The 23,864-nt window shown below is 36.1% G+C and carries 17 protein-coding genes; 9 read left to right on the top strand and 8 right to left on the bottom strand.

Annotation, left to right across the window (positions count from 1 at the left end; all coding sequences use genetic code 11):
* The first annotated feature begins 316 nt into the window (after positions 1-316).
* A complete protein-coding gene (locus tag GAB14E_RS25650; RefSeq protein WP_414734058.1) occupies positions 317-436 on the top strand; it encodes a phage integrase N-terminal SAM-like domain-containing protein in 120 nt (39 codons plus the stop codon).
* A gap of 630 nt (positions 437-1,066) precedes the next feature.
* Here the strand turns inward: GAB14E_RS25650 and GAB14E_RS15525 are convergent.
* Positions 1,067-2,482, bottom strand: coding sequence for a GAF domain-containing sensor histidine kinase (locus GAB14E_RS15525; RefSeq protein ID WP_156115688.1), 1,416 nt, complete (start codon positions 2,480-2,482; stop codon positions 1,067-1,069).
* A gap of 379 nt (positions 2,483-2,861) precedes the next feature.
* Between GAB14E_RS15525 and rimO the strand changes: the two genes are divergently transcribed.
* Positions 2,862-4,313: a 30S ribosomal protein S12 methylthiotransferase RimO gene (gene rimO / locus GAB14E_RS15530; RefSeq protein WP_033081567.1), complete on the top strand. Its 1,452-nt coding sequence runs from the start codon at positions 2,862-2,864 to the stop codon at positions 4,311-4,313.
* A 250-nt stretch (positions 4,314-4,563) separates the two neighbouring features.
* The gene (locus tag GAB14E_RS15535; RefSeq protein WP_033081566.1) at positions 4,564-5,250 is read left to right on the top strand and encodes a MaoC family dehydratase; all 687 of its coding nucleotides are present in this window, start codon (positions 4,564-4,566) and stop codon (positions 5,248-5,250) included.
* Positions 5,251-5,377: 127 nt separating this feature from the next.
* Here the strand turns inward: GAB14E_RS15535 and GAB14E_RS15540 are convergent, their stop codons facing one another.
* Positions 5,378-5,653, bottom strand: coding sequence for an HU family DNA-binding protein (locus tag GAB14E_RS15540; RefSeq protein ID WP_033081565.1), 276 nt, complete (start codon positions 5,651-5,653; stop codon positions 5,378-5,380).
* A gap of 536 nt (positions 5,654-6,189) precedes the next feature.
* Here GAB14E_RS15540 and GAB14E_RS15545 point away from each other — a divergent pair.
* On the top strand, positions 6,190-6,855 hold the full coding sequence (locus GAB14E_RS15545) for a TorF family putative porin (protein WP_033081564.1): 666 nt from the start codon (positions 6,190-6,192) through the stop codon (positions 6,853-6,855).
* Positions 6,856-6,937: 82 nt separating this feature from the next.
* Positions 6,938-9,268, top strand: a complete 2,331-nt coding sequence (locus GAB14E_RS15550; protein WP_033081563.1) for a methyl-accepting chemotaxis protein — start codon at positions 6,938-6,940, stop codon at positions 9,266-9,268.
* Positions 9,269-9,679: 411 nt separating this feature from the next.
* On the opposite strand, the gene GAB14E_RS24770 is transcribed toward GAB14E_RS15550, so the two are convergent.
* The 4 genes from GAB14E_RS24770 to GAB14E_RS24765 form a co-directional block, all read right to left on the bottom strand.
* Complete coding sequence (locus GAB14E_RS24770; RefSeq protein WP_156115687.1) at positions 9,680-9,844, bottom strand: hypothetical protein; 165 nt, start codon at positions 9,842-9,844, stop codon at positions 9,680-9,682.
* 579 nt (positions 9,845-10,423) lie between these two features.
* Positions 10,424-11,191 carry a substrate-binding periplasmic protein gene (locus GAB14E_RS15555; protein WP_197061167.1) on the bottom strand — a complete coding sequence of 256 codons (768 nt, stop codon included), beginning with the start codon at positions 11,189-11,191 and terminating at the stop codon, positions 10,424-10,426.
* 67 nt (positions 11,192-11,258) lie between these two features.
* A complete protein-coding gene (locus GAB14E_RS15560) occupies positions 11,259-12,182 on the bottom strand; it encodes a glutaminase (RefSeq protein ID WP_033081561.1) in 924 nt (307 codons plus the stop codon).
* 312 nt (positions 12,183-12,494) lie between these two features.
* Complete coding sequence (locus GAB14E_RS24765) at positions 12,495-12,710, bottom strand: hypothetical protein (protein WP_156115686.1); 216 nt, start codon at positions 12,708-12,710, stop codon at positions 12,495-12,497.
* A gap of 159 nt (positions 12,711-12,869) precedes the next feature.
* On the opposite strand from GAB14E_RS24765, the gene GAB14E_RS23975 reads away from it, so the two are divergent.
* From GAB14E_RS23975 to GAB14E_RS15575, 4 genes are all read left to right on the top strand, one after another.
* The gene (locus GAB14E_RS23975) at positions 12,870-14,816 is read left to right on the top strand and encodes a sensor histidine kinase (RefSeq protein ID WP_156115685.1); all 1,947 of its coding nucleotides are present in this window, start codon (positions 12,870-12,872) and stop codon (positions 14,814-14,816) included.
* A gap of 1,132 nt (positions 14,817-15,948) precedes the next feature.
* Positions 15,949-17,319, top strand: a complete 1,371-nt coding sequence (gene gdhA / locus GAB14E_RS15565) for an NADP-specific glutamate dehydrogenase (protein ID WP_052093548.1) — start codon at positions 15,949-15,951, stop codon at positions 17,317-17,319.
* A 163-nt stretch (positions 17,320-17,482) separates the two neighbouring features.
* Positions 17,483-17,860: a hypothetical protein gene (locus GAB14E_RS15570; protein ID WP_033081560.1), complete on the top strand. Its 378-nt coding sequence runs from the start codon at positions 17,483-17,485 to the stop codon at positions 17,858-17,860.
* Positions 17,861-18,024: 164 nt separating this feature from the next.
* A complete protein-coding gene (locus GAB14E_RS15575) occupies positions 18,025-20,850 on the top strand; it encodes a TonB-dependent receptor plug domain-containing protein (protein ID WP_033081559.1) in 2,826 nt (941 codons plus the stop codon).
* Between the two features lie 411 nt (positions 20,851-21,261).
* Here the strand turns inward: GAB14E_RS15575 and GAB14E_RS15580 are convergent, their stop codons facing one another.
* Together GAB14E_RS15580 and GAB14E_RS15585 are read right to left on the bottom strand one after the other, a co-directional pair.
* Entirely contained in the window at positions 21,262-22,482 is a 1,221-nt protein-coding gene (locus GAB14E_RS15580) for a hypothetical protein (RefSeq protein WP_033081558.1), read from the bottom strand.
* Between the two features lie 27 nt (positions 22,483-22,509).
* Complete coding sequence (locus GAB14E_RS15585; RefSeq protein WP_033081557.1) at positions 22,510-23,790, bottom strand: hypothetical protein; 1,281 nt, start codon at positions 23,788-23,790, stop codon at positions 22,510-22,512.
* Positions 23,791-23,864: the final 74 nt, after the last annotated feature.

Here is a 23,864-nt window from a genome sequence, read left to right as displayed (position 1 = left end):
TAATACAAAGCCAACTTTGAATTTTAATAAGCCCTAATACACATTTTTATTAATAATTTTAGTACGTTACCAGTAATTATCAGTCTTATCAAACGTTACCGCGATTGGAGAAAGTGAGCATTGAGATATGTGTGCCATAACGGGGCACACTATATACAATTAACAATGAAATTATTATTAATAAAACAAATAGTTAAAAATACCTTTATAAATATTCGTGCCATTTAAAAAGTTACATAGTGAGCCATATCCTTGCATTTATTAAAAAAACAATTGAGACTATGAATATATACAGTTATTGCTTGGGGTATTTAAGATGGGCAAGTTACCTTTTATAGAATTAGTTCGCAATGAACTCAGAACAAGACGATATAGTTTGAGAACAGAAAAAGTATATCGGCAGTGGATTAAAGGTTTCATTACCTTCAATAATTAATAACATCCAAAGCTATGCGGGAGATTTATTTAATACTTTTGAAAAATGAGCAATTAACATTTGATTTTAATCAGTTAAATATTGAGATTAATACCTATTAAGCTCAATGTTATGAGTTTTTATTTAGTTACTCGATTGATGTGCTGTATGTATAAAAATATAATTATTCGTAGGGTCTTGAAGCATTAAGTTGCTAGCCAATCAGCTTTTATCGAAATTTTCCTCTTATTGCATCTTTCCTGTATAATTCCGCGCATTAAACTAATGCCTTAGCAAACAACCTTGACTTCTAATAAGGGCTTTAAACCATCATTTACGACGCTGACTTTCTCTTGATTTAATACTAGAAAAACACCTGTTACAAAATTTAGAATAAGTAGAGAGCACATGATCGTAGAGAAATTTGACCCGCAAGCACCTAAAAATCAGTAATTCTGCTGAAAGCCAAACAACCACGTGAGACATTCCAACTAAAATGATTGGGGATTTTTTAATGCACGTTTACGAGGCAAATGTAGAGCTATTTTAAGCAGTATAAAGTATCAAAACTAACCGTAGTAACATCAAAGGGTATGTGGCTAATTTGTTAGCATATCCTCCCGTCTTTAGATGGTGGTTGTTTAGTTTCATTTAAGTAAGATTGTGTAGATTTAATTGATCTGCGCTGTGAAGAGGAAGCATAATTCGAAAGGTTGTTTTATGATGGTTTGAAAATACTTTAATTTGTCCTCCATGCTCCTCAGTAATTATTTTATAACAGATGTATAGCCCTAATCCTGTGCCTTGTCCTACGGGTTTGGTTGTAAAAAAAGGTGTGAATATATTTTGCAGATTTTCATTGGCAATACCAAGGCCATTGTCGGTAATATCAATACAAGCAAAATTCTCATCTAAGTAAGTTTTTACCGAAATTAAACCGTTATTACGTGAAGCTTGTACTGCATTAAGAATGATATTCATAAAGACTTGATGGATTTTAGTTTCATTACCATAAAGGTCTGGTATTTGGCCAAAATCTAATTCTAAGTGGCAATTATTGTTAATTTCTCCTTTAAGGATGTTGGTAACAATCTTGATACCTTTATTAACATCAAAGTTGGATACTTCCTTTTCTTCATTTCTGGCAAAGCCACATAAATCAGAAACAATATTCTTTATTCTCAACAAACCATTAGCTGTTTCTCCAACTACTTCAGTTATTTCCTCAAGAGATTGCATATAATTAATCGACTGTAATTGCTGCTTAATTTTTGGTGAAATATTTTCATGTTCAAATATCACCTGATGCATATTGGTGATGTCTTTAATACATTCTTTAAAATAAGAGACATTGCTTATGGAAAAAGCTAGTGGGTTATTTATTTCGTGAGCAACACCTGCAGCTAATAAGCCAATAGAGACCATTTTTTCATTTTGAACAAGTACTTCTTGGTTTTCTTTTAATTGCTCTAATGAGTTAAACAATTTATCGTTAGTTTCTTCGAGTTGAGATTGTGTCTGCTTCAGCTCTGAACAATATTGCGCTGAAGCGATACGAGGAGCGGCAATATTGGCAATAATTTGTAAAACTTCCATATCATTGTGAGAGTAGGCGTTTTTTAGTGATGATTCGCTATCGATGACCCCAATAGTTATGTCTTCATAAATAATGGGGACAGCAAGCTCTGACTTTCCTGAAAATTCATCCCAGATATATCGATGGTCAACAGTTGTATCAGCGACTATTTCACTTGCTTGTGACTGAGCCACATAGCCAACAATTCCCTTTCCAACAGGGATTTTTATTTCATTATACAAGTTACGTTTCGTTGGGTTCTTGATGCCGAAAGCTGCTTTTTGAATAAGAGAGTTGTTATCATTTAAATAAATGACACAATCATCAAACCCTAAGGTTTCACCAATATTTTTGGATATCGCCCAGAGTAAGTCGTCCAAAGTTGCGGCTTTGAGCATCGCCGTTGCAAACTGACTAATTATATTTAAATCGCTCATCACTAACTCACCCGTTGTATATATGTAAATTGCATTGCAATTTGAAATTTGCAAAGCTATTTACTGTGTTATTTGGTTCAAATTAGGCAAATTCACAGTAAAATTAACTCTATTAAATAACAATCAATCTATGTGCCAAAGTTGATTGATTTTGCTAATTAACCTCAAGTGCTGAAAAAATATGGTTTTTAATAAATGAGGCAACAAGATGAACACCTTCGTTATTTTCTATTAGGACTAATGACGTTCGAGAGTAAATCCATTTCCTCCTATTGGTAATCTCCTGTATAATCTCGCGCATACACAACTGCCTTAGCAAAGCCCCTGACTTTGCACTTAAAAGCAATTAAATCACCATTTATGACGCTGCTATTCTCTTGATTCAAAACTAGAAAAAGCACCTGTTACAAAATTTAGAATAAGTAGAGAGCACATGACCGTAGAACAATTTGATCCACAAGCACCAAAGAAAAGCAGTAATTCTGCTGAAAGCCAAACAACCACGTTAGACATTCCAGCTAAAATTATTGCAGAGCAACATCAAGAAGTTGTCGATACAGGTACAGCAAAAGGCGCTAAAGTTGGCTTCGTAAGTCTCGGCTGTCCAAAAAACTTAGTCGATAGTGAGCGCATCCTTACTCAGCTTCGTACTGAGGGGTATGATGTAACGAATAGTTATGATGATGCAGAATTAGTGATTGTAAATACTTGTGGGTTTATTGATTCGGCAGTGCAAGAATCTTTAGATACCATAGGTGAAGCACTCGCTGCAAATGGTAAAGTGTTGGTTACTGGCTGTTTAGGTGTTAAGAAAGATGAAATTATTGAATTACACCCTAACGTATTAGGTGTTACTGGCCCTCATGCTTATGATGAAGTTTTAAAGCAAGTGCATGAACATGTGCAGAAGCCAAAACATAATCCTTTTATTGATTTGGTGCCAGAGCAGGGCGTTAAACTTACGCCTAAGCATTACGCCTACTTAAAAATATCTGAAGGTTGTGATCACCGTTGTACTTTCTGCATAATTCCATCAATGCGTGGCGACTTAAACTCGCGACCGGTAGGTGATGTATTGGGTGAAGCTAAGCGTTTAAAAAATGCGGGCGTGAAAGAATTATTGGTAATATCTCAAGATACTTCAGCCTATGGCGTAGATGTAAAAAACAAAACAGATTTTTGGGATGGCATGCCAGTAAAAACCAGCATGTTAGCTTTATGTGAGCAATTAGCTAAAGAAGGCATTTGGATACGTTTACATTACGTATATCCTTACCCAAGTGTCGATAAAGTTATTCCTTTGATGGCAGAAGGAAAAATACTACCGTATTTAGATATTCCTTTTCAGCATGCAAATAAACGTATTCTTAAGCTGATGAAACGTCCTGGAAGCTCAGACCGAGTATTAGAACGCATTGCCAAGTGGCGAGAAGTTTGCCCTGAGTTGGTTATTCGATCAACTTTCATTGTTGGTTTTCCGGGTGAAACAGAAGCAGAGTTTGAAGAGTTATTAGAATTTCTTGAGCAAGCACAACTAGACCGTGTTGGCTGCTTTAAATACTCGCCAGTTGAAGGTGCTACTGCTAATGACTTACCTGATCATGTATCTCCCGAAGTTATGGAAGACAGGCTACAGCGTTTTATGACAGTACAAGCTAAAATTAGCGCTGATAAATTGCAAGCACGTATTGGTCAAGAGTACTTAATTCTAGTTGATGAGATTGATGATCTTGGTATTGTCGGCCGCTCTTATATGGATGCACCAGAAGTTGATGGCAAAGTGTATTTAAGTGATGATTTTGATGCCAAGCCGGGCGATTTAATTTGGGTACAAATAATTCATGCCGATGAACATGATGTTTGGGCTGTTCGCGTAGAAGATTAATATAGCCAAGCCACTGAAGTTGCTGAATCTTGTATCTTCAAATAGCTTGGTTATAGATTTAAGTAAAGCTTATTGTCCTACTTAAGCTTTACTATTATTGACCACTTGTAGTGGTTGAAATGTTCCAAGCAAGAGTAGGTATTTACAAAATGGACTTACATTAATAATTTACGGATGGCGTAGTGTATAGTTCCTTTAAATCACACACAGATAATAAATTTATATATCAATATATTGATAAGGTTACTATATGAAAGTTATTGCATTCATTAGAGAAAAAAGAAGAAATTTACAACACCAAAATGATCAGTTTATTGCCAAATTAGAGCCTAAATTTAAGAATTTGTCAGATTTGTTCAATAACAAAATTACAATGCCTTTTAGAAATACGCTTAATAACCCGTGGTTCTCTCAATTTAGCCCTGTTGATGCAGAGGAAAGCAAGTCCGAAGAGGTATTAATACAAGTACCCCAAGCAGAAAAGACCTATAACAATCTACTTGAAAAAGTAGATACAGTAACCTTTGTTGGTGAATGGCACTCGGTGGAGCAAGAGTGCATTGATCAATTTGCAGAGGTTACGGGTGATAAACAGTGGATACACACAGATCCAATACGTGCAGCGAAAGAGTCGCCTTTCAAATCGACAATTGCCCACGGATTTTTAACCTTATCATTAATTCCTAAATTAACTAATTCAGTTGCTTTGGATAATAACCCCTATCCTGAAGCCAAGATGGTTATTAATTTTGGTTTGAATCAAGTACGTTTTCCATATCCCGTTAAAGCGGGTACACGTGTTAGAGCTAGTATTAAATTAGTTAATTTAGTGCCTATGAAGCGTAGTATCGAAGTTGTTAACGAGGTAAGTATTGAAGTTGAAAACAGTAAACGTTTAGCTTGTGTGGCTGAAACCGTATTACGTTTATATTTTTAGATTACTTTTTAATTAAAGGTGACGTTGTGAAAAAGGCGAGTAGCAGAATAGTTTAGCCCCTCGCCTAATAATAATATCGGTCACAATTACTCACCCATAATTAATGGGCGTTTGTGACCTTAAATGACTAACCGTTAACAGCGTCTTTTAATGCTTTACCCGCTTTAAAGGCAGGAACTTTAGCCGCAGCAATTTGGATTTCTGCACCAGTTTGAGGATTACGACCTGTACGAGCGGCACGGTCATTTACTTTGTAAGTTCCAAAACCAACTAATGCAACATCACCACCACTAGCTAATTCAACGGTTACTGATTCAATCAAACTATCTAACGCACGGCCAGCAGCTGCTTTTGTGATATCTGCGCCTTCAGAAATTTTTGCTACCAATTCACTTTTATTCATTTTTATTATTCCTTGTTTATTGTTGTCGATAACATACTAAGAAATAACAGTGGATTGAGCAATAAAAATCGTCATCTAGGATCGAAAAGTACAAGTTAGCGCTACATTATCATCAATATTCTGATTCTGGCTGTGACTTAAAATGCTCGATATTTGTCGTAAATATAAGTGTACGAAAACTGACTACATTTATTTACAGTTATTTACAAACTCTTTATAAATAAGTAAGATGAATAATGTTCTGTACTGATGTAATTCTTTGTTTTAAATTCATTATTACACCTGTTGTTCTGTATATATGCTGGGTGAAGTGAATTTATCATGGCTAAATGGTAATGCTTAACAGTTTTAAACAGTGCTATTTATTATTCAAATAACCCAGACATTATTCAGGCTTAAAACTATTGTGACAATAATATTTGCATCAACAAGCAGGTGGTTTAATTCGTCGTATAGTCAATACTCGTCTTATTTTGAAATCCACAACGATTTAACAACTTACTATTAATAATTAAAAAAAAGGTAAAAAAACGTCTATGAACAATATGATTTTTGTTCCTGCTTTATTCACTACTACTCTGCTCACCTCTACATTCTTTAGTGCTGAAATAATTGCTGAAGATTCATTTTCTGCAAATGTAGGTATAACCAGTAACTATATTTGGCGCGGTGTTAGTCAATCTGACGATAAATTTAGTGTTTCAGCAGGAGCTGATTACAGTCATGAATCTGGATTTTATCTTGGTACATGGGCGGCCACAGTGGATTTTAACGATGATACTAATTTTGAATATGATTTTTATAGTGGATATCAAACCAATATTGCTGATATCAATTGGGATATAGGCTATATCTATTACGGCTATCAAGGAGAAGATAACTTAGCGTTTAGTGAGATCTATTTACGAGCAAATTATCAAGCCCTGACATTAGCTGCCTCTACGCTTGTTGATAATGATACCGATGGTGAATTTGGCGATAGCCAGTATTACGAAGCAAGTTATGGTTTTACTTTACCATACCACGTATCTCTAGATCTTCACGCTGGTTACTATAGCCTGCCAAGTGATGCTAACTATAGCGATTATAATATTAGTTTAAGTAAGAGTAATTTTACTTTAATGGTGAGTACACTAACAGGTAATGATGCACTTAAAGATACCTTAGTTTCTCTGTCTTATAGCAATAATTTTGACTTTTAATAAATAGACGTAATCTAATGATAAATGTAAATTTATCATTAGAAAATAATGTTATAGACATTATCTTTGAATGGATACACCAATGAAAATTAAGCACCAATTACTTGCCCAAGCAATATTTCTTGCTATTGTTCCTGCCTTTATTATTGCTGTGATAATAACCTTGCAGGCAAACCAGTCATCTTTTAAAGCACTGGAAAAAAAATCAAAAGAACAACTTATCTCACTTCGAGAGTTAAAAAAAGATCAAATTAGTTCATATTTAAACACCATTCAATCCCAAGTTATTTCGCTATCTAAAAACCCTTCGGTGGTTAATGCGGCGACCAGTTATAAAAATACATTCTATAACTCTCAACTCTCTCAACTGCCTCAATCACAAGCCAGCAATGGCAAGAGCCGAGTTTCTCGCTATTATCAAAGTCAATTTAGCCAAGCTTATAGCAACAAAAATCCACAAGAACAATTTTCAGCGCTCAACAAGTTATCTCAACTTGATCCTTTAGCTATTCAATATCAAGATAAATATATTGCTAGCAACAAATTCCCTTTAGGCAATAAAGATCAACTTAATCGTGCCGGAAATAGTGCTTACGACCAAATTCATGAACAATATCACCCGATGTTTAGGGATTACCTTAATCGCTTTGGTTACTATGATATTTTTATTGTTGATGTTGATAGTGGCCATGTTATTTACTCAGTATATAAAGAGTTGGATTACGCAACGTCATTAATTACCGGGCCTTACGCCAACTCGGGACTTGCAAGGGTATTCAATAAAGCCAAATCACTTAATGATGAAGACTCTGTACTGGTTGATTTTGAAAGTTACTTTCCTTCCTATGATCAAGCCGCTTCATTTATCGCCTCTCCTATACAAAACCAATCAGGTCAAGTTGATGCTATTTTAGTTTTTCAAATGCCGATTGACGGTATTAATAAAATAATGACCAATAATGAAAGATGGTCAGATGTAGGCTTGGGTTTATCTGGAGAAACTTACTTAGTTGGACCAGACTATAAGTTACGTAGTGAAAGTCGATTTTTAATTGAAGATAGTCAAAATTATTATAAAGCTTTAGTTGATTCAGGAACTCAGCCTAATGTAGAAAAAATAAAAGCGTACAATTCAGCATTAGGACTTCAGTTTGTAGAAACGCCAGGAGTCACAGAAGCGCTTAAAGGTAATAAAGGTTTTTCTCAATACCCAGATTATAGAAATGTGAAGGTCTTATCAGCATATACGCCACTACAATATGGCGATTTAACTTGGAGCTTGATGGCCGAAATTGATATTGAAGAAGCCTTTTATGACGCCGTGCAACTTTCGGATGAACTCTATTTTTATAGTTTAATGTCACTGCTTATTATTGGTGCCATTAGCATTACTACCGGCTTAATTATCGCTAATATTATTGTTAATCCTTTAAATATATTGGTCAATCGTATTTCTGAGATTTCAGAAGGTGATGGCGACTTAACCGTTGAGTTAGACTTAGCGCGTCGAAAAGACGAAATAGGTGAAGTAGGTAAAGCTTTTAATCAATTTGTTAGAAAAATCAGGAGTCTGATTATTGAAATTGACTTACACGCGGGACAATTAGCCTCTTCATCTGAAGAGTTATCAGCGGTAACAAAAGAGACTAATTCAATAATAGCGATGCAAAAAGGTAAAACTGAACTGACTACGGCAGTAATGTATGAACTGAATACCAGTATCAATTCAATAGCCGAAAACTCTCATCAAACAGCTAACATGACAACTGAAGCGAATACAGAATCAGCTAAAGGCTCTACATTGTCGCAAAGTGCGCAATTAGCAATCCACGACCTCGTTGATTCAGTGGCGGTTGCCTCAAAAGAATTACATCAATTAAATTCTCAAGTGGAGGAAATAACTGGTATTTTAAGTGTCATTGATAGCATTGCGGACCAAACTAATTTATTAGCACTAAATGCTGCAATTGAAGCCGCAAGGGCAGGAGAGTCCGGACGTGGATTTTCAGTTGTCGCGGATGAAGTGCGAACTCTCGCGGCAAAAACACAGGAATCAACCATTGAGATACAACGTAAGATTGAAGGACTTAAAAAATCGTCTATGCAATCAGTTAACGCTATGAACCAAGCTTCAGTAGAAGCAAATAAAGGCGTTGAACTTGTCAAACAAACAGCTACGAGTTTAAAAATAGTTGAAGGTTTAGTTAAAAGTGTAAGTACTAAAAATACGGAAAATGCCGAGGCCTCTCAACTGCAAGGAAATAGTGTTAGTGGCGCTCATCAAAATATTATTGATATTTCTGATTATACCGAGAATACCGCAAGTGCAGCGCTGCAAACCTCGCAAGCTTCTAATGAGTTAGCAACATTAGCTGTAAATATGTCTTCACTGGTCAGACAGTTTAAGTATTAAGCATATAAAATCACCTTATTATAATTCATTGTTTCAAGGTGGTTTTATATTTTTATGTTAGCTTCAACGTTATTGTTGGTGGGTTTATCCGCCAACAATAATCAAGGTGTTTAGAAATCACATAACAAATTAGGAAGTCGTCCCTTTCAAATCGATACTTAAAGTACCAATATATCTTTAGAGCCATCTTTGCACTTAGCTACTAAATCGGTTGCAATACAAAGGTTTTGATATCGACGGCTGGGTGTTGTCGTCAAAATATATTGAAACTCGACTTTCTTTACCCACAATCCTCTAATTCTGGTTTGTAAAAATCACGGTCTAGTTTAATGTCATTGCAAATTCAATAAATTTTTGAATGATTGATTTATCTTTATTTGTTGATCTGTTTTATTGTTAATTAATACTCGGCTAGTTATAGCCTAGAACAAAGCATTTAGATTGATTTTCAGATGATAACTCATCTGAACATTCTCTTTTTAAAATAATTAACTGTTTATCAGCTTGCTTTGACTTCAAGTCATTTTTTTTTGATACCAGCTCACATTCCTCTTCGTGTTTTGCATCATTATTCATGTTTATTCCTCAGTTTTATTTGCTTACGTTTCCTTAAGTCGCGCTTTAATAAGAAAGCGTGACTTAAGGGGGTAGAGATTAAAATACTCACCAGGAAGGGCGCATTTATATTTATTGTTTATGTTCTAATAGTTCACTTGTTCTGGGATGATATTTGCCTTCAGAATATCCTCAGAAACACCTGGTTGTATTTATGATAAGATGATTACATGGTAGTATGCAAGCAGTAAGAACATAATTATGTGAAAATATGGTATTCGGTACGATTTAAAGTGGGTGATTCGCTCAGATCATTTCGTCTTTGTAAGGCTAATTCATTTTGATAATAGATAAATCGATCTGTCAATTCTGCTAATTTCTTGTATAAATAAAGTTTATTTTAAAACTCAAAATATAACGCATACTTAAGTAATTATGTTATTAAAGTTTAGTTGTTCTACATTTAAATGAATAACTACATAGCAGATGCGACAATGGAGTACGAAGCAGGTGGCTAGTATCTTTGCAGTGTAACTTTTTTAAGTGTCTAGCAAAGTATGGGGAGGCCAGTTTAGCTTTATAAGATTTATAGACTAAATATTACAGGCCATATTTTTCAAATATTTTCTGTATAGTACCATCTTGTCTAAGTGTGGATAATGTCTCATCGAATACAGGAATAATATCTATAAAGGAGGATTTCTTACTGATACATAGCTTGAATTTAAGTACACCAAAACCTATTCCAGGCACTTGAATTATTGATTTCTCTAACCTTAATTTTTTTATATTATACAGGGTTACAGCTTTAGATTGTATTAACATATCACCTCTTTTTAGGTACAACTTTTTTAATGCACTTTTTAGATCTGAAGCGCCATAGTCTACATTAAAACCTGGAAATTTTTCGATTGATACTCCATCTCCAAAATATGTAAGTATTTGGAATTCCTTAATATCATCTATGGATTGAATATTTTTCATCTGTGCTAATTGAGGGTGATTTGCATAGGTGAATAAACCCATTGTTTCGATGAATATTGGTACTGTTCCTGTTGAGCTATACTCTGCACGTTCGGGCGTATATAATGTAATCATGCCATCGCTTTTACCACTCTGTACCCGACGTTGAGCTCTTAACCATGGAAAGCTTTCAAATTCAATGCTCATTCCCATCCTTTGTTCAAATACTTCTTTTAGAATATCTACATATATACCTTTAGAAATGCCATTTTCAGACCATATATAGGGCTCAAAATAAGCGTGTGATATTTTAATGGGCTGGTTTTCAAAGGCAGATATTTTTCCACTGAAACTCAGTGTAATTAATAGTATTAACAAAGGTATTAAATTTAGTCTGTTTTTCAATAAAATAGTTCCCGAAAATAGCGGTAAGATCACACTTAAGTATACCTTCAAATATTATAATTCTTATTTAGAAAATAGATAAGCCAGTTTTTGTCGTGAAGAGTTCCAATGCTTTAGTACCAACCAATGAATTACCATATTTGTTCAATGCAGGGGAGTAAACTGCAATAGACATTTTTCCAGGGACAACCGCAACTATCCCTCCGCCGACACCACTTTTACCAGGTAGGCCGACACGAAAAGCAAAATCACCAGAAGCATCATAATGACCGCATGTTAACATTAATGAATTAATACGCTTTGCTTGAGGGGAGCTAATAAAATTCTTTCTTGAAATAGGGTCAGTACCGTTATTTGCTAGATATAACATTGAACGTGAAAGTTGCTTTGCACTCATAGCAATAGAGCAGACCTGGAAGTATGTCTCTATTACACTGTGCACATCATTTTCAAAATTACCAAAGCTTTTCATTAGATTTGCTAATGCAATATTACGGAAACCATGTTCCATTTCAGACTCTGATACAGCTTGATCAAAAGTTATTGTTCTCTCGCCGCAACACTCATGTATAAATGTTATAACTTCATTCAGTGCAGTTTTATCGGGAGAATAGTGAGTAACTAAACTATCACAAACTGCGATGGCCCCAGCGTTTATGAACGGGTTACGAGGTATTCCAGCTTCCTTTTCAAGCTGTATTAAAGAGTTAAAAGCAGTACCAGAAGGCTCTCTCCAAACTCGTTTATATAGATCGTTTTGGTAGGCACGAAGTGCCAAAGTATAGCTAAATACTTTAGCAATACTCTGAATCGAAAACGTTTTTTCATAAGACCCTACACCATAAAACTGCCCATCATTTAGGGTAATAGCCATACCAAATTGCATTGGATCTGTTTTCGCCAGCGCAGGAATATACTTAGCAACATTTCCCTGCCCAAGTAACGGTGTAACTTCCTGATGTATTTCTTTTAGTACTGCTAATAAATTCATAAATATTACCTAAAATAACGCTTTAAATTAAAGTATTAGTAACGATATCCCCCTTAAAACGCAAAAGTACTAGCCAATTAGCCTTACAAAGACAAAATGATGTGAACGAATCACACACTTTAAATAGTGCTACAGACCATATTTTCACAAAATACTCTTTTTACTGCTTGCATAGTACTACATAATTATTTTTGTATGTATATATTCTCGGGTTATTCTGAGGGTATTCTATGTTAATTTAAAGGGACATTACAACAATTTTAAGTTAGGAATATTAATTTTAATTGCTTCAGTATTTATTTGAAATATCGCTTATGCAGGTCCTAAACCTCTTAAACCGACATTGGATGAACCAACCCCACCACTTGAAGTCGCTTCAGATGTATTGGAAGTATCGAAATTTACAATGTAAGAACTATCAAATTGCTGCCCATTCGCCATCGACGTATTTTGTAGCAAGGCACTCACTGAAGTAAAATAGGACAGAAACCTTACCCAAGCGCGATATTTATAAGGAGTATGTAACATTTTTATTGCGATTTGTTCAAGGTGGTAAATGCAAGACAAGGAGCTACACTCTACAAAGACAACACCTAATAATAATTTGGCTGTTAGTTATTGGTAGCCGAAAAAATACAAGTATTGAGTCCCCAGAAATTCAACGACAATTTTAAGGAGGAAGAGCAAGTGAAGAGCAATTTGATATTGGCAAAATTAAGAAAAAATATTTTCTTGTTCTGCTTTATTGTCTTCATTGTTGGCCTTGTTGTACTCACCGTTTTTATCTATACCAATTCAAAGGCTAAAATTCTTAACGATACTGAAAATGCATTTTCTGACCGTCGTTCTACCTTAGAAGCAGATATAGCCAGAAACACTGATTTTATCTTAGTGATGAAAAATATATATGATCGCTATATTGACAAGAAATGGAGCGATGATGAAATCAGAAACTATGAAAAAACGTTGAAAAACATCTCTATAAATCATAAAGAAAAAGGATATTATGAAATTCCTGTTGGTAAGCACCTCGGCTCTCATCAAATCTACAATTCAATGTTTTGCTATGGCGATGGCAGCAAATTTTCCGGGAAAGACATCTCACAAATATTAGTGATGTTACGCATGCAGAACTTTCAATATGCCGCGCAAAAAAATATTAAAAGCTTGATACTGAGCTATTATTTCACAAAAACAAATACCTTAACGTCCATTTATCCGCAAATATCAATGGGGGATATTTTACAGGGGTATGATACTTTCGAAAAATGGTCGGTGCATGCATATGACGTTTACGATGAATTTGCTCCTCCGGATGTTAACCCCAAGGCGCGGCTGTTTTGGACTGAACCTTACCTGGATCGTACTGTTAATGGCATGATGGTTTCAACCGCCATTCCGACCTATTTAAAGGGAAATTACAATGGCGTGATTGGTGCTGATATCGAATTAACTTTTCTAAATCGGTTTGTCAAAAAATCAGCAGTACTGAGCGGGGAGACAATACTGGTTTCACAAAAAGGATATGTGATCACTGGGTCAGATATGATTTACCAAAAAGAAGAGGAGCTTGTTTTATTTAGCGATCTGATGTCAGAGACAACAGATATAATTTTGTTCCAAGAGCCGTTACTGAATACCCCCTGGAAAATAGTGTATCTAGTATCACCCAATGATATTCTCGATAAAACTCTGCTCAATACCCGTATTTTTAATATTTTTATTGTGGCCACATTGGTATTTTCTCTTATTGGCTACGTATTAATTATTAAGTTCTTTATCAAGCCTGGTATTGTTGCAGAAACAAACCTGGTGATGCTAAACAAAGATCTTGGATTAGCCAAAGAGAAACTTGAAAAGAACCTTTTTGAACTGAAAGAGGCTCAAAAACAAATTGTTGAATCTGAAAAACTAGCGGCGTTGGGTGTTTTAGTGGTCGGTATTGCACATGAAATAAATACCCCAGTGGGCATTGCCATTACCAGTAACTCTTTCCTGGTGCACATTAATAATAACGCATCTACAAAGCTTCAAGGCAATAAACTGACTAAACTCAATTTAACAGAGTTTTTTACTCAGGTAGATGATTCAACTCGCTTAATCGCCAACAGTTTAGAAAAAACAGCACAGCTGGTAAATGATTTTAAATTAATTTCGGTAAACAGTATTTCTTACCCTCTGACTAGATTCAATTTCAAAGACTACCTGATAAAAACTATTTCAGTTCATGATAGTTTAGATGAAAATAAAGGGTTAGAAATTAATATCGAATGTGATGACCTGGTGTTGGAGAGCTATGCGGGAGTATTTAATCTGATCATTGCCAACCTCTTTGAAAACTCAATGATCCACGGGCTAATTGATACCTCTGATAGCATGATCACCATTAGCATGAAGGAACATAAAAGTCATTTTGAGTTCATCTATGCAGATAATGGCTGTGGTATACCAGATTCAGACAAAGAGAAGATTTTCGAGCCTTTCTATACCTCTTGTCGCACGAAAGGAACAGGTTTAGGGTTATTTACTGTTCATAATATGGTTAAAGAGAAGTTAAAAGGAAAGATCGAAATAAAAGACACGGCTGGCTCCGGGGTTACATTTATAATTACCTGGCCTCGGACAAGTTCCTAAGGTTTCAACTTGCAATATAAATGGGTATATCCAAGTCTGACAAAAATTAACAGACTGATACGTCCTCAGTTATCTAGACAGTTTTAAGTTCTCAAACTACGCTCTTTCAAAGTCATGGGGACATAGACCATTATTAGCACCATGACTTTGTTTTGAGTTTTAGAATAATACAATATAATTAACGACATCAGCCTTAGCTTCATCTCTTGTTTTATAAATCTTACGATTGATCCACTCTTGGATCTTTCTTCATCGACCAGCCAACAACTTTCCATGAGAACAAATCAAACACAACCGTAGATACAACTAATCTTGGTGTGTACTAATGTACGTGAAATCAGTAATCCAACATTTATTCGGCTCAACGACATCAAACTGATGCTTTAACAAATATGATGAATATTGCCACACGTTTCAGCTTTTTGATGTGTAATCTCAGCCTCTAACTCGGGTAATTTTTACTGCTCATTTTAGTCAGCGCCAAACTGTTACATCCAATTGTTAATTCGTCTGGTTAGCTTTCAGTTGCTGTTGTTTACAGCTATTAATTTTAGTTCATTATAACTGAATTAGGTGTCTAGGAAATTGGGGAAATCTCATATTCCATTTCAACACTGAAAAAAATTGGCTGAATAGCCTTACAAAGACGAAATGAAGTGAGCGAATTATACGAGTTAAACTCGTGCCACATATCATATTTTCAAAAATACTATTTTTATGCTTGCATATTACCTAGAGATCACCTTATCATTAATTCGACCTCGGGCGATTCTGAGGATATTCCTCGAAAAATAAGTGTCTAAAAATAAGAGAAAAAATAAACAATACAAATAGGTTATTTCGGATTAACTGAAAAATCTTTTCGATGGCAGAAGAAATAATTTTTGAGCTTCAGGAATTTGCACATGCTGTAAGAGAAAGATCATGTGTATCGGGTACTAGAATGTAACTATTTGCACATATGTTCAATCGGTGCGGTGTGTTATTTACTTGAGAGTATGGGACTTAAGTTAAACCTGTCTAAAGGGATGTATGACATCTACACTTTTACCTTATACAAAAATATTTACTAAACGATGTCGAAGAAATACACATGTTGACAACAAATAAAAATACACACAGGAAATAATTAATGTCTAAACATCTCTATGGTGATTACTCTACGCCGGAAAAATTTTTACAGTGCTTTATGGCTGGGTTAATTAAAAGAAACCCGGGTGAGGTCGAATTTCATCAGGCCGTTAAAGAAGTTGCTGAAAGTGTCGTGCCTTTTATGTTTGAGCATAAAGAATATTTTAGCAACCTCATACTCGAACGTATGACTGAACCGGATCGTAGCGTTACTTTTCGCGTATGTTGGGAAGATGATCAAGGAAACGTGCACGTAAACAGAGGTTATCGTGTGCAATTTAATAATGCGATAGGTCCTTATAAAGGCGGACTCAGATTTCACCCCAGTGTCAATTTAAGTATTCTTAAATTTTTAGGCTTTGAACAACAATTTAAGAATAGCCTGACGACCTTGCCCATGGGAGCGGGTAAAGGCGGTAGCGATTTTAATCCTAAAGGTAAATCTAACCGGGAAATAATGCGTTTTTGCCAGGCTTATATGACAGAGTTATCAAAACATATAGGTGAAAATATGGATGTTCCCGCCGGAGATATAGGGGTAGGCGCCCGTGAGATCAGTTATATGTTTGGTCAGTATAAACGCATTAACGATAACTTTGTCGGTGTACTCACAGGCAAAGGAATTTCCTTTGGTGGCAGTTTGATCCGTACCGAGGCGACAGGGTTTGGCACTGTCTATTTCACCCAGCATATGCTGAATCACATAGGTGATAGCATTAAAGGTAAACGTTGTGTTATTTCAGGCTCAGGCAATGTTGCCCAATATGCAGCCAAAAAAATCATCGAGCTGGGAGGCAAAGTCGTCGCTCTGAGTGATTCAGGCGGTTACATTTTAGATGAAGACGGGATTGATAGTGAAAAGCTTGAATATGTAATAGATCTGAAAACAAACAAGCGTGGCCGTATTGAGGAATATGCCCAAAAATACGGAGTACCATTTATTGCCAATAAACGCCCCTGGGAGGTTAAATGTGATCTGGCATTTCCTTGCGCAACGCAAAATGAACTTGAACTGGAAGATGCTCAGATCTTGGTGAAAAATGGCGTAATGCTGGTTGCCGAAGGTGCAAATATGCCTTCGACGATTGATGCAATACATTATTTTAAAGAGCATAAGGTACTGTTTGCACCTGCCAAGGCTGCCAATGCCGGAGGAGTCGCTATTTCAGGTTTGGAAATGACTCAAAACAGCATGCGTATTTCCTGGACCAGTGAAGAAGTTGATCAGCGACTTCAGGACATTATGAAATCAATTCATGATCAGTGCTTAAAGTATGGGAAAAATGGTGAGGTAGTTGACTATCTTAAAGGCGCTAATATTGCCGGTTTCGTCAAGGTCGCCGATGCTATGCTGGCTTATGGTGTGGTTTAGTTTTTATTGAGCCTGGCAGTTTTGAGCAAAGAAGGCTTATCGCTTACCGTTAATACCCTGATTAAAATCCAGTTCCATTCGAAAGTGATAAAGATTAACGAGGTATTTACAGCCTTTAGTCTCTGCGAAACAACACATCATCTTGGTGAACAACGGAGTAAACATGCTGAAAAATAATAAAATAACAACAGCAATTCGCGTTGCGATGATGTTTGGTGCTGGCACTGCTGTGACAGTTTCAGCAGTAGATAGCGAAGAGAAAAACGCTTCAGTAGAACGTATACAGGCTACAGGAATACGTATGTCACATACTGACATGGCATTAGCTTTACCTGCTGCTTGGTATAATTCTGAGGGCATTCTACATGTGAGTACGGTTATTTCTAAAATGTTATTGAACTCACAAGATAGTTGGGAAGCTAGTGCTGGCGCTTCTTGGGTTAGGAATTTATCTAAAGGGTCTTGTGAACTGGGTGCTAATAGAACACTAACACTTATTAATGGTAAGCGTACAGCACCGTATGGCCTTGCTAGGTATTAATGAAGTTATAACTTTGAGTATTTGTAAAAGAGATAAAACAGCAACAATTCACTTAGTTGAACATAGGAGTACAGATTAACGAAGCAGTTATAGCTTTGAGTATTTATAAAATTAAACAAAAACATAAACAAAAATAATTCACTTAAGTGAATAACGGAGTAAACATGCAGAAAAATAATAAAATTACAAAAGCCATTCGCGTTGCGATGATGTTTGGCACTGCCGCAGCTATTTCAGCCCCAGCTTTCTCAGCAGAAGAGGGCGAAGATAAAGCAGAAAAAATAGAACGTATAGAAGTAACTGGCTCTCGTATTTTTCGAGAAGGTGCTATCGCTCCGTCACCTGTTACTGTAGTGACAGGCGCAGATTTATTGAAGACTGGCGCAGTTAGCATTGGCGAATCTTTAAGAAGATTGCCGGCATTAAGTAACAGCTCATCATTTGCATCGAGTGATAATTTTACAAATGGCACAACAGGTACAAGTAGACTTAATTTAAGAAATATGGGAGAAAACCGTACCCTTGTACTTGTTGATGGCAAGCGTCATGTTGCGGCCTCACAGGGTTCGGCTACTGTTGATATTAATACCATTCCTGCTGCTTGGGTTGAACGTGTTGAAATTATCACCGGTGGTGCTTCTGCTATTTATGGTGCGGATGCGGTAACCGGTGTTGTTAATTTTATTTTGAAAAAAAATATCACCGGCTTAGACTTTTCAGCAAAGCAAAGTGCCTCTGAATTATCAGATGCTAAAACCTCTCGTTTTTCACTTTCCTATGGCATGGACTTCGACGATGGCCGAGGTAATATTGCAGTAGCTGCCGAATACTCCAGTCAAAATCAGGTTAAGAAGGGCGATCACCCTTGGTCAAGCGAATCCGTGGGTAACTGGCATGATCATACCAATAATCCAGATACCCCTGATAATGTATTGACTCGCGGTGTAGGATGGTATCCTGCACAAGTTGGGGGCTATGCAAGTCTTGGACAGCAGGGTGTTTTCACGTTTAGAGAGGATGGCTCACCAAGACTTCTCGATTTAGGAGTCAATCCTGATACCATCTGGCGTAACTGTATTGATTGTGATGGCATTAACTTCGGTAGTTATCTGGATCTTCGTTCAGAGTTCGATAATAGCAATTTTAGTTTTAAAAGCAATTATGATATTACCGACGATATCAATGTCTATTTTGACGCTAAGTATTCAACAACACAGAGTATAAAAGAAATCGATGCTTCATGGGGAGGGTTTTGGCATGATGTAGACCACCCTTATATGCACCCAGAAATGGCTGCAATGATAGTTGATAATGGCTGGACCGGTACGTGGTTTAACCGTCAAAATGATGATTTAGGCTTTCGTACAGAAATCAATGATCGTGATACCACTCGTTTTGTTGTTGGCGTTGAAGGATATGTAAATGATGACTGGGGTTATGACGTATCTTTAGTACGAGGCGAAACGACAGTAGATCGCACTACCCCTCAAAATAGGATAAATGACAATTTAGCGTTCGCTGTAGATGCTATCGAATTGGACGGAGAAATTGTTTGTGCTAGTGCTGAGGCACGAGCTGATGGTTGTATTGCGTTTAATTATATGGGTGGCCCTAATCAAGCAACACAAGCACACCTTGACTATCTAACGACAACTTCATACTTTACTACCGTGTTAACTCAAACCGTGTTTAGCGCAAGCGTTAATAATAGTCAGTTATTTGAACTACCAGCTGGTGACGTAGGCTTTGCTGCGGGTATTGAATATCGTAAAGAAGAGAGTAGAGATTCTGAGCCAAAAGGCTATGAAGGTACATTCAGTGTTGCTCCTAGTTTAGCGATTGGTGAGTTTGATGTGAGTGAGGTGTTTGCCGAAGTTATCGTACCTCTAGTGTCAGATGTTTTTTTGGTTCAAGATTTAAGTGTCGAGACTGCAGTACGCTATGCTGATTACAGTACCATTGGCGGTGCAACCTCTTGGAAGCTTGGTTTGAATTGGGCGGTTAATGATGAACTACGCTTTAGATCGACACTATCTGAAGCCGTTAGAGCGCCGAATATTGGTGAACTTTTTAATGCAGTATACAAGAATCCAACATGGATTGCAGATCCATGTACAACGGATAACTTAGCGACTATTGACAATCCTGAAACACGAATTGCCAATTGTGCCGCTTTAGGCATACCAGCTGACTTTAACCCTAGCTATGATACTGATGCACAGTTATGGCTAGACCAGGGCGGTAATCCAGACTTAAAGCAAGAAACATCCACCAGTACAACGGTAGGATTCGTCTACCAACCAGAGTTTTTGGAAAATTTTGTTGTCACGGTAGATTACTGGAACATTGAAATTGATGACGCAGTCGGCAGCTTCGGTCATCAAACGATAGTCGATAACTGTGTTGATGCTACAGCCGGCATTAACAATCCATTTTGTGACATTGTAACCCGTGATGCTTCGACTCATTACATTACAAACGCACTGAGTAGTGTTATTAACACGGCATCATTAACCGCTGAAGGTATAGATATCGAGTTAAACTATAATTTTGATGTAATGGGAGCAACCTTTAATACCAATTTAATTGCCGAGCATAAACTTGACCGTACCGCTTTTACGAATCAGGCTGATCCTACCAGTTTGACTGAGCTTACTGGAACTACCACCCACCCTGATTGGTCCGGTGTTTTCAATTTTGCTATGGTTAAAGAGCAGTTGAATGCCTCTTGGAGTACGCGTTATAAAAGTGCGGTAGATATTTATACTGCACAATCTTTAGCTGTTAACCCAAATCCAAGTAATATTATGGGCTTTGGCAGTTATCTTATATCGAATGCAACTGTTGGATACAATTTTGAAAATGGATTAAGTGTATCTGTTGGTGTTGACAATATCTTTAATACCCGCATTCCTTTTGGTGCAAACTCCGGTTCTGGTTACGATAATATGGGACGAGTTGGCTACTTAACGTTAGAATTTTCAATGTAAGTACCATTCATTATAAACGATGATAAGAAAGCTTTCGGGCTGACGAATCTTTAAAAGGTAACAGGTATAGCAATTTATTAACTTATGTAAGTCACTACAACACACATAAGTAACAGCTGTTATGCCTGAACCTTTATTTTGCTATAAATATTTCAAAAACGCCTTATCTTCTTTCATACGGCAGAATGAAAACATTGCGGAGTTTTAGTGATGCATTTATATCAGGTAATAAACTAACCTTGACAGAAATAGGAAGGAGCTTGCAGGCGCTGCGTATATAAAGCACAAAATAAAGCAGCTTGACCGTTTTAAAAAAAAACGGCTTTTATTTAGTCATTATCTTACTCTAGCATTCAGCAAAAGCATTTGAAATTTAATTTTAAAGTTCAAGATCTTATTGGAATACAATGACTAACCCTTGACATCAAAATATATCTGGTATGTCGCTAACCACAAGGGAAAATTAACATTTACCATAAAACCAGTGTAATCATTGGCATTTTTTCCTGACAAACTAATGGCAGAATCAATTATATCTTTAGAGTATTTGGAGTTTAGATGCTGGGAATAGTTAAAGTTTCCAGGCTGAAATGTATTCACAGTTAAGGTCGAAGGAATTTTCTCAAAAATAAAATCCTGCTTTACAAGCTCTTTATTATTTTGACCAAAACTGGCAGGGTAACAGCCAACATTTGGTAGAGAAATTCGGGCTAAACTTTTAGGCAACAGAACTATTATGGCCAGTTGTTTAGTTGGAGAGTGACATGAAGTACCAAAAGAACATACGTTGAAATTTCTGTTTGATATTTTAGCATAGTCATTGTCATGCCTTCCACAGACATAGCTAAACTTTTGTAATGCTTCTGAATTAAACGAAAATAAAAAGGCATTCTCAAAACTATTAACGCCAGAGAAAAAGCGATCAATATTTGCATGACTATAATCCTGAATTATGAATTCAGATGATTTTTTTGAGTTAATAAAAGCGGGATAGCATTCACTTTTAGAAATAAAGCTTGGCTCTGACAAAGGTGCCGTTTCAATATTGCGATAGAAATGTTGCGCGTAAGGCCTTGCACCACTAGCTAGCACAATATCACTGTGAGATTCAATGCACAGTGACTTTATTTGACCGCTTTTTTCATCATAATCGACTGTGTGTATAGATATTATTTGTTCAAGCGACTCTCCTAATAAGGTAGAGTTTGTAAAAAATTGCTCTTCATTAACTGTTAATAATTCTAATTGTGGTTTTTCGCTTAGCGATGATGTTAGCTTCCGCTTTAAATCACTATGACTCTTCGCGTTAGCGGATATAGTTTCTTTGAGTAAGCCTATCGCCTCATCAAAATCGGATTGAATGTTTTTGTCTTTTAGCTGAATATCAATTTGTTGAGCTATTTTTTTTAGTCCCTCTGGACCATTAATATTCAACAAAAAATCTATTCCGCCTTTGTCAGAATTTGCAGAAACTATTAATCTACGACTATTTGTCATTGTAATACTGCCACAGAACTCTTTAAATTCAGAGATCGTGCCTGAAACGAGCGGTAATCGATTTAATATATTTTGTACTAGGCGCTGGAGTTTTAGGCCATTTTTTTCGATTTTTTTTAACTGTTTATCATTCATCAAAGCTCTTCCACAAAGTAAAAACCGTTATAAATCAGTGGTGGTTAATGAATTACTGTATTCAAAATACATACGGTAGGTGGTAAACCATAGTGGATATTCTACAGTTATATAGTAACCTATTAATTCATCTGGAGTACGTCCATTCAATTTAGCTGCACTATTGATCAACTCTTGAACAGGGTAATTAATTTCGCTTTCAATGGCAGCAGCTTGGCTAGGATCAAACATATTAATTACAATTTCATTTGAGAACCTATCGCTCCATACTTCCTCTGGATTTTTGGACTGTTCTTGTGCGCTAAAATTGGTCATGTAATTTCCCGCTATTGCGATAGAATTCAGAGCTAATTCTCTATCCATTAGAGAAATCAATGTTAAACGTTTGGTTGGCATTCGACACTCAATACCATGAATTGTTGGTCCTGAATTAATCTGTCCTGAATTAGTTTGTAATGGATTGCGTTCAGACTCTCGGTCAAAATGTCCAAGACAAATATCGATTAAATTATCGGAATCAATATTTTTAAAATCATAAACTAGCTTGTTGCCAGAATCGGACAAGCCTGCAAAACAAGAGCTAACCTTCGATGAAGTATATTTTTGATATAAGAACTGACCAGTACTCCTATTTTCAAAATCATTATCATGCAAGTCGGTAAGTAGTTCTGGTGTTTCTAACAGGTAATTTTTTTCATTGCCAACAAAAGGTTGCATAAAATAACTAGACCGTGGCCCAAATTTCATACCATTCCTATTTGCAATAACGACTTCGGATAGAAATTCCGGATTTTTCTTATTTACAACTGAACAATTAATACCAATAACCGACTCAATTGATGCATCGGCGATTCGACTGTTAGAACTAAGCAAGGATTGTTTTAAAGCTAACTGAGCTTTGCCAATTGGCTCATTGGAAAACTCTAAATACTGGCGAATATTTTTTTTAATTTGATTATGGCTGGTGTTCAATTCAAGTAATAGATTACCAAATTTTTGATTTAATACATTCAAATCATCCGAATGATCATTTGTCAGGCTTTTAGACTTGATAGCGAGTAGAAAATATTGAATACCTTGAATTGAAGGCATATGTAAAATAACTTCAAGTGGGCTAGCACAAGTTAATATATATAATATTCTCTGAGAATTTGAGTGGCTGATTGTTAACCATTTAGAAAGTCCAGCAACAGTTCTAACGTTTACCGGAATTTGGTCAACTATCTTTTTAATTATATTTTGGTATTCAGCACCAATATCTTTCAAAGATATTAAATTTGAGCTATTTATTCCGCTGAGGAAGTCCATTAGTCACACTACTAGCCATTAAATTACGGCATCTTATCACAGAGTATTAATTAGCGTTACTGAATTTAGGCTCA

The sequence above is a fragment of the Colwellia psychrerythraea genome (assembly GCF_000764185.1).
Classification (GTDB): Bacteria; Pseudomonadota; Gammaproteobacteria; order Enterobacterales; family Alteromonadaceae; genus Colwellia; species Colwellia psychrerythraea_B.
This window is presented reverse-complemented; position numbering and strand designations above follow the sequence as displayed.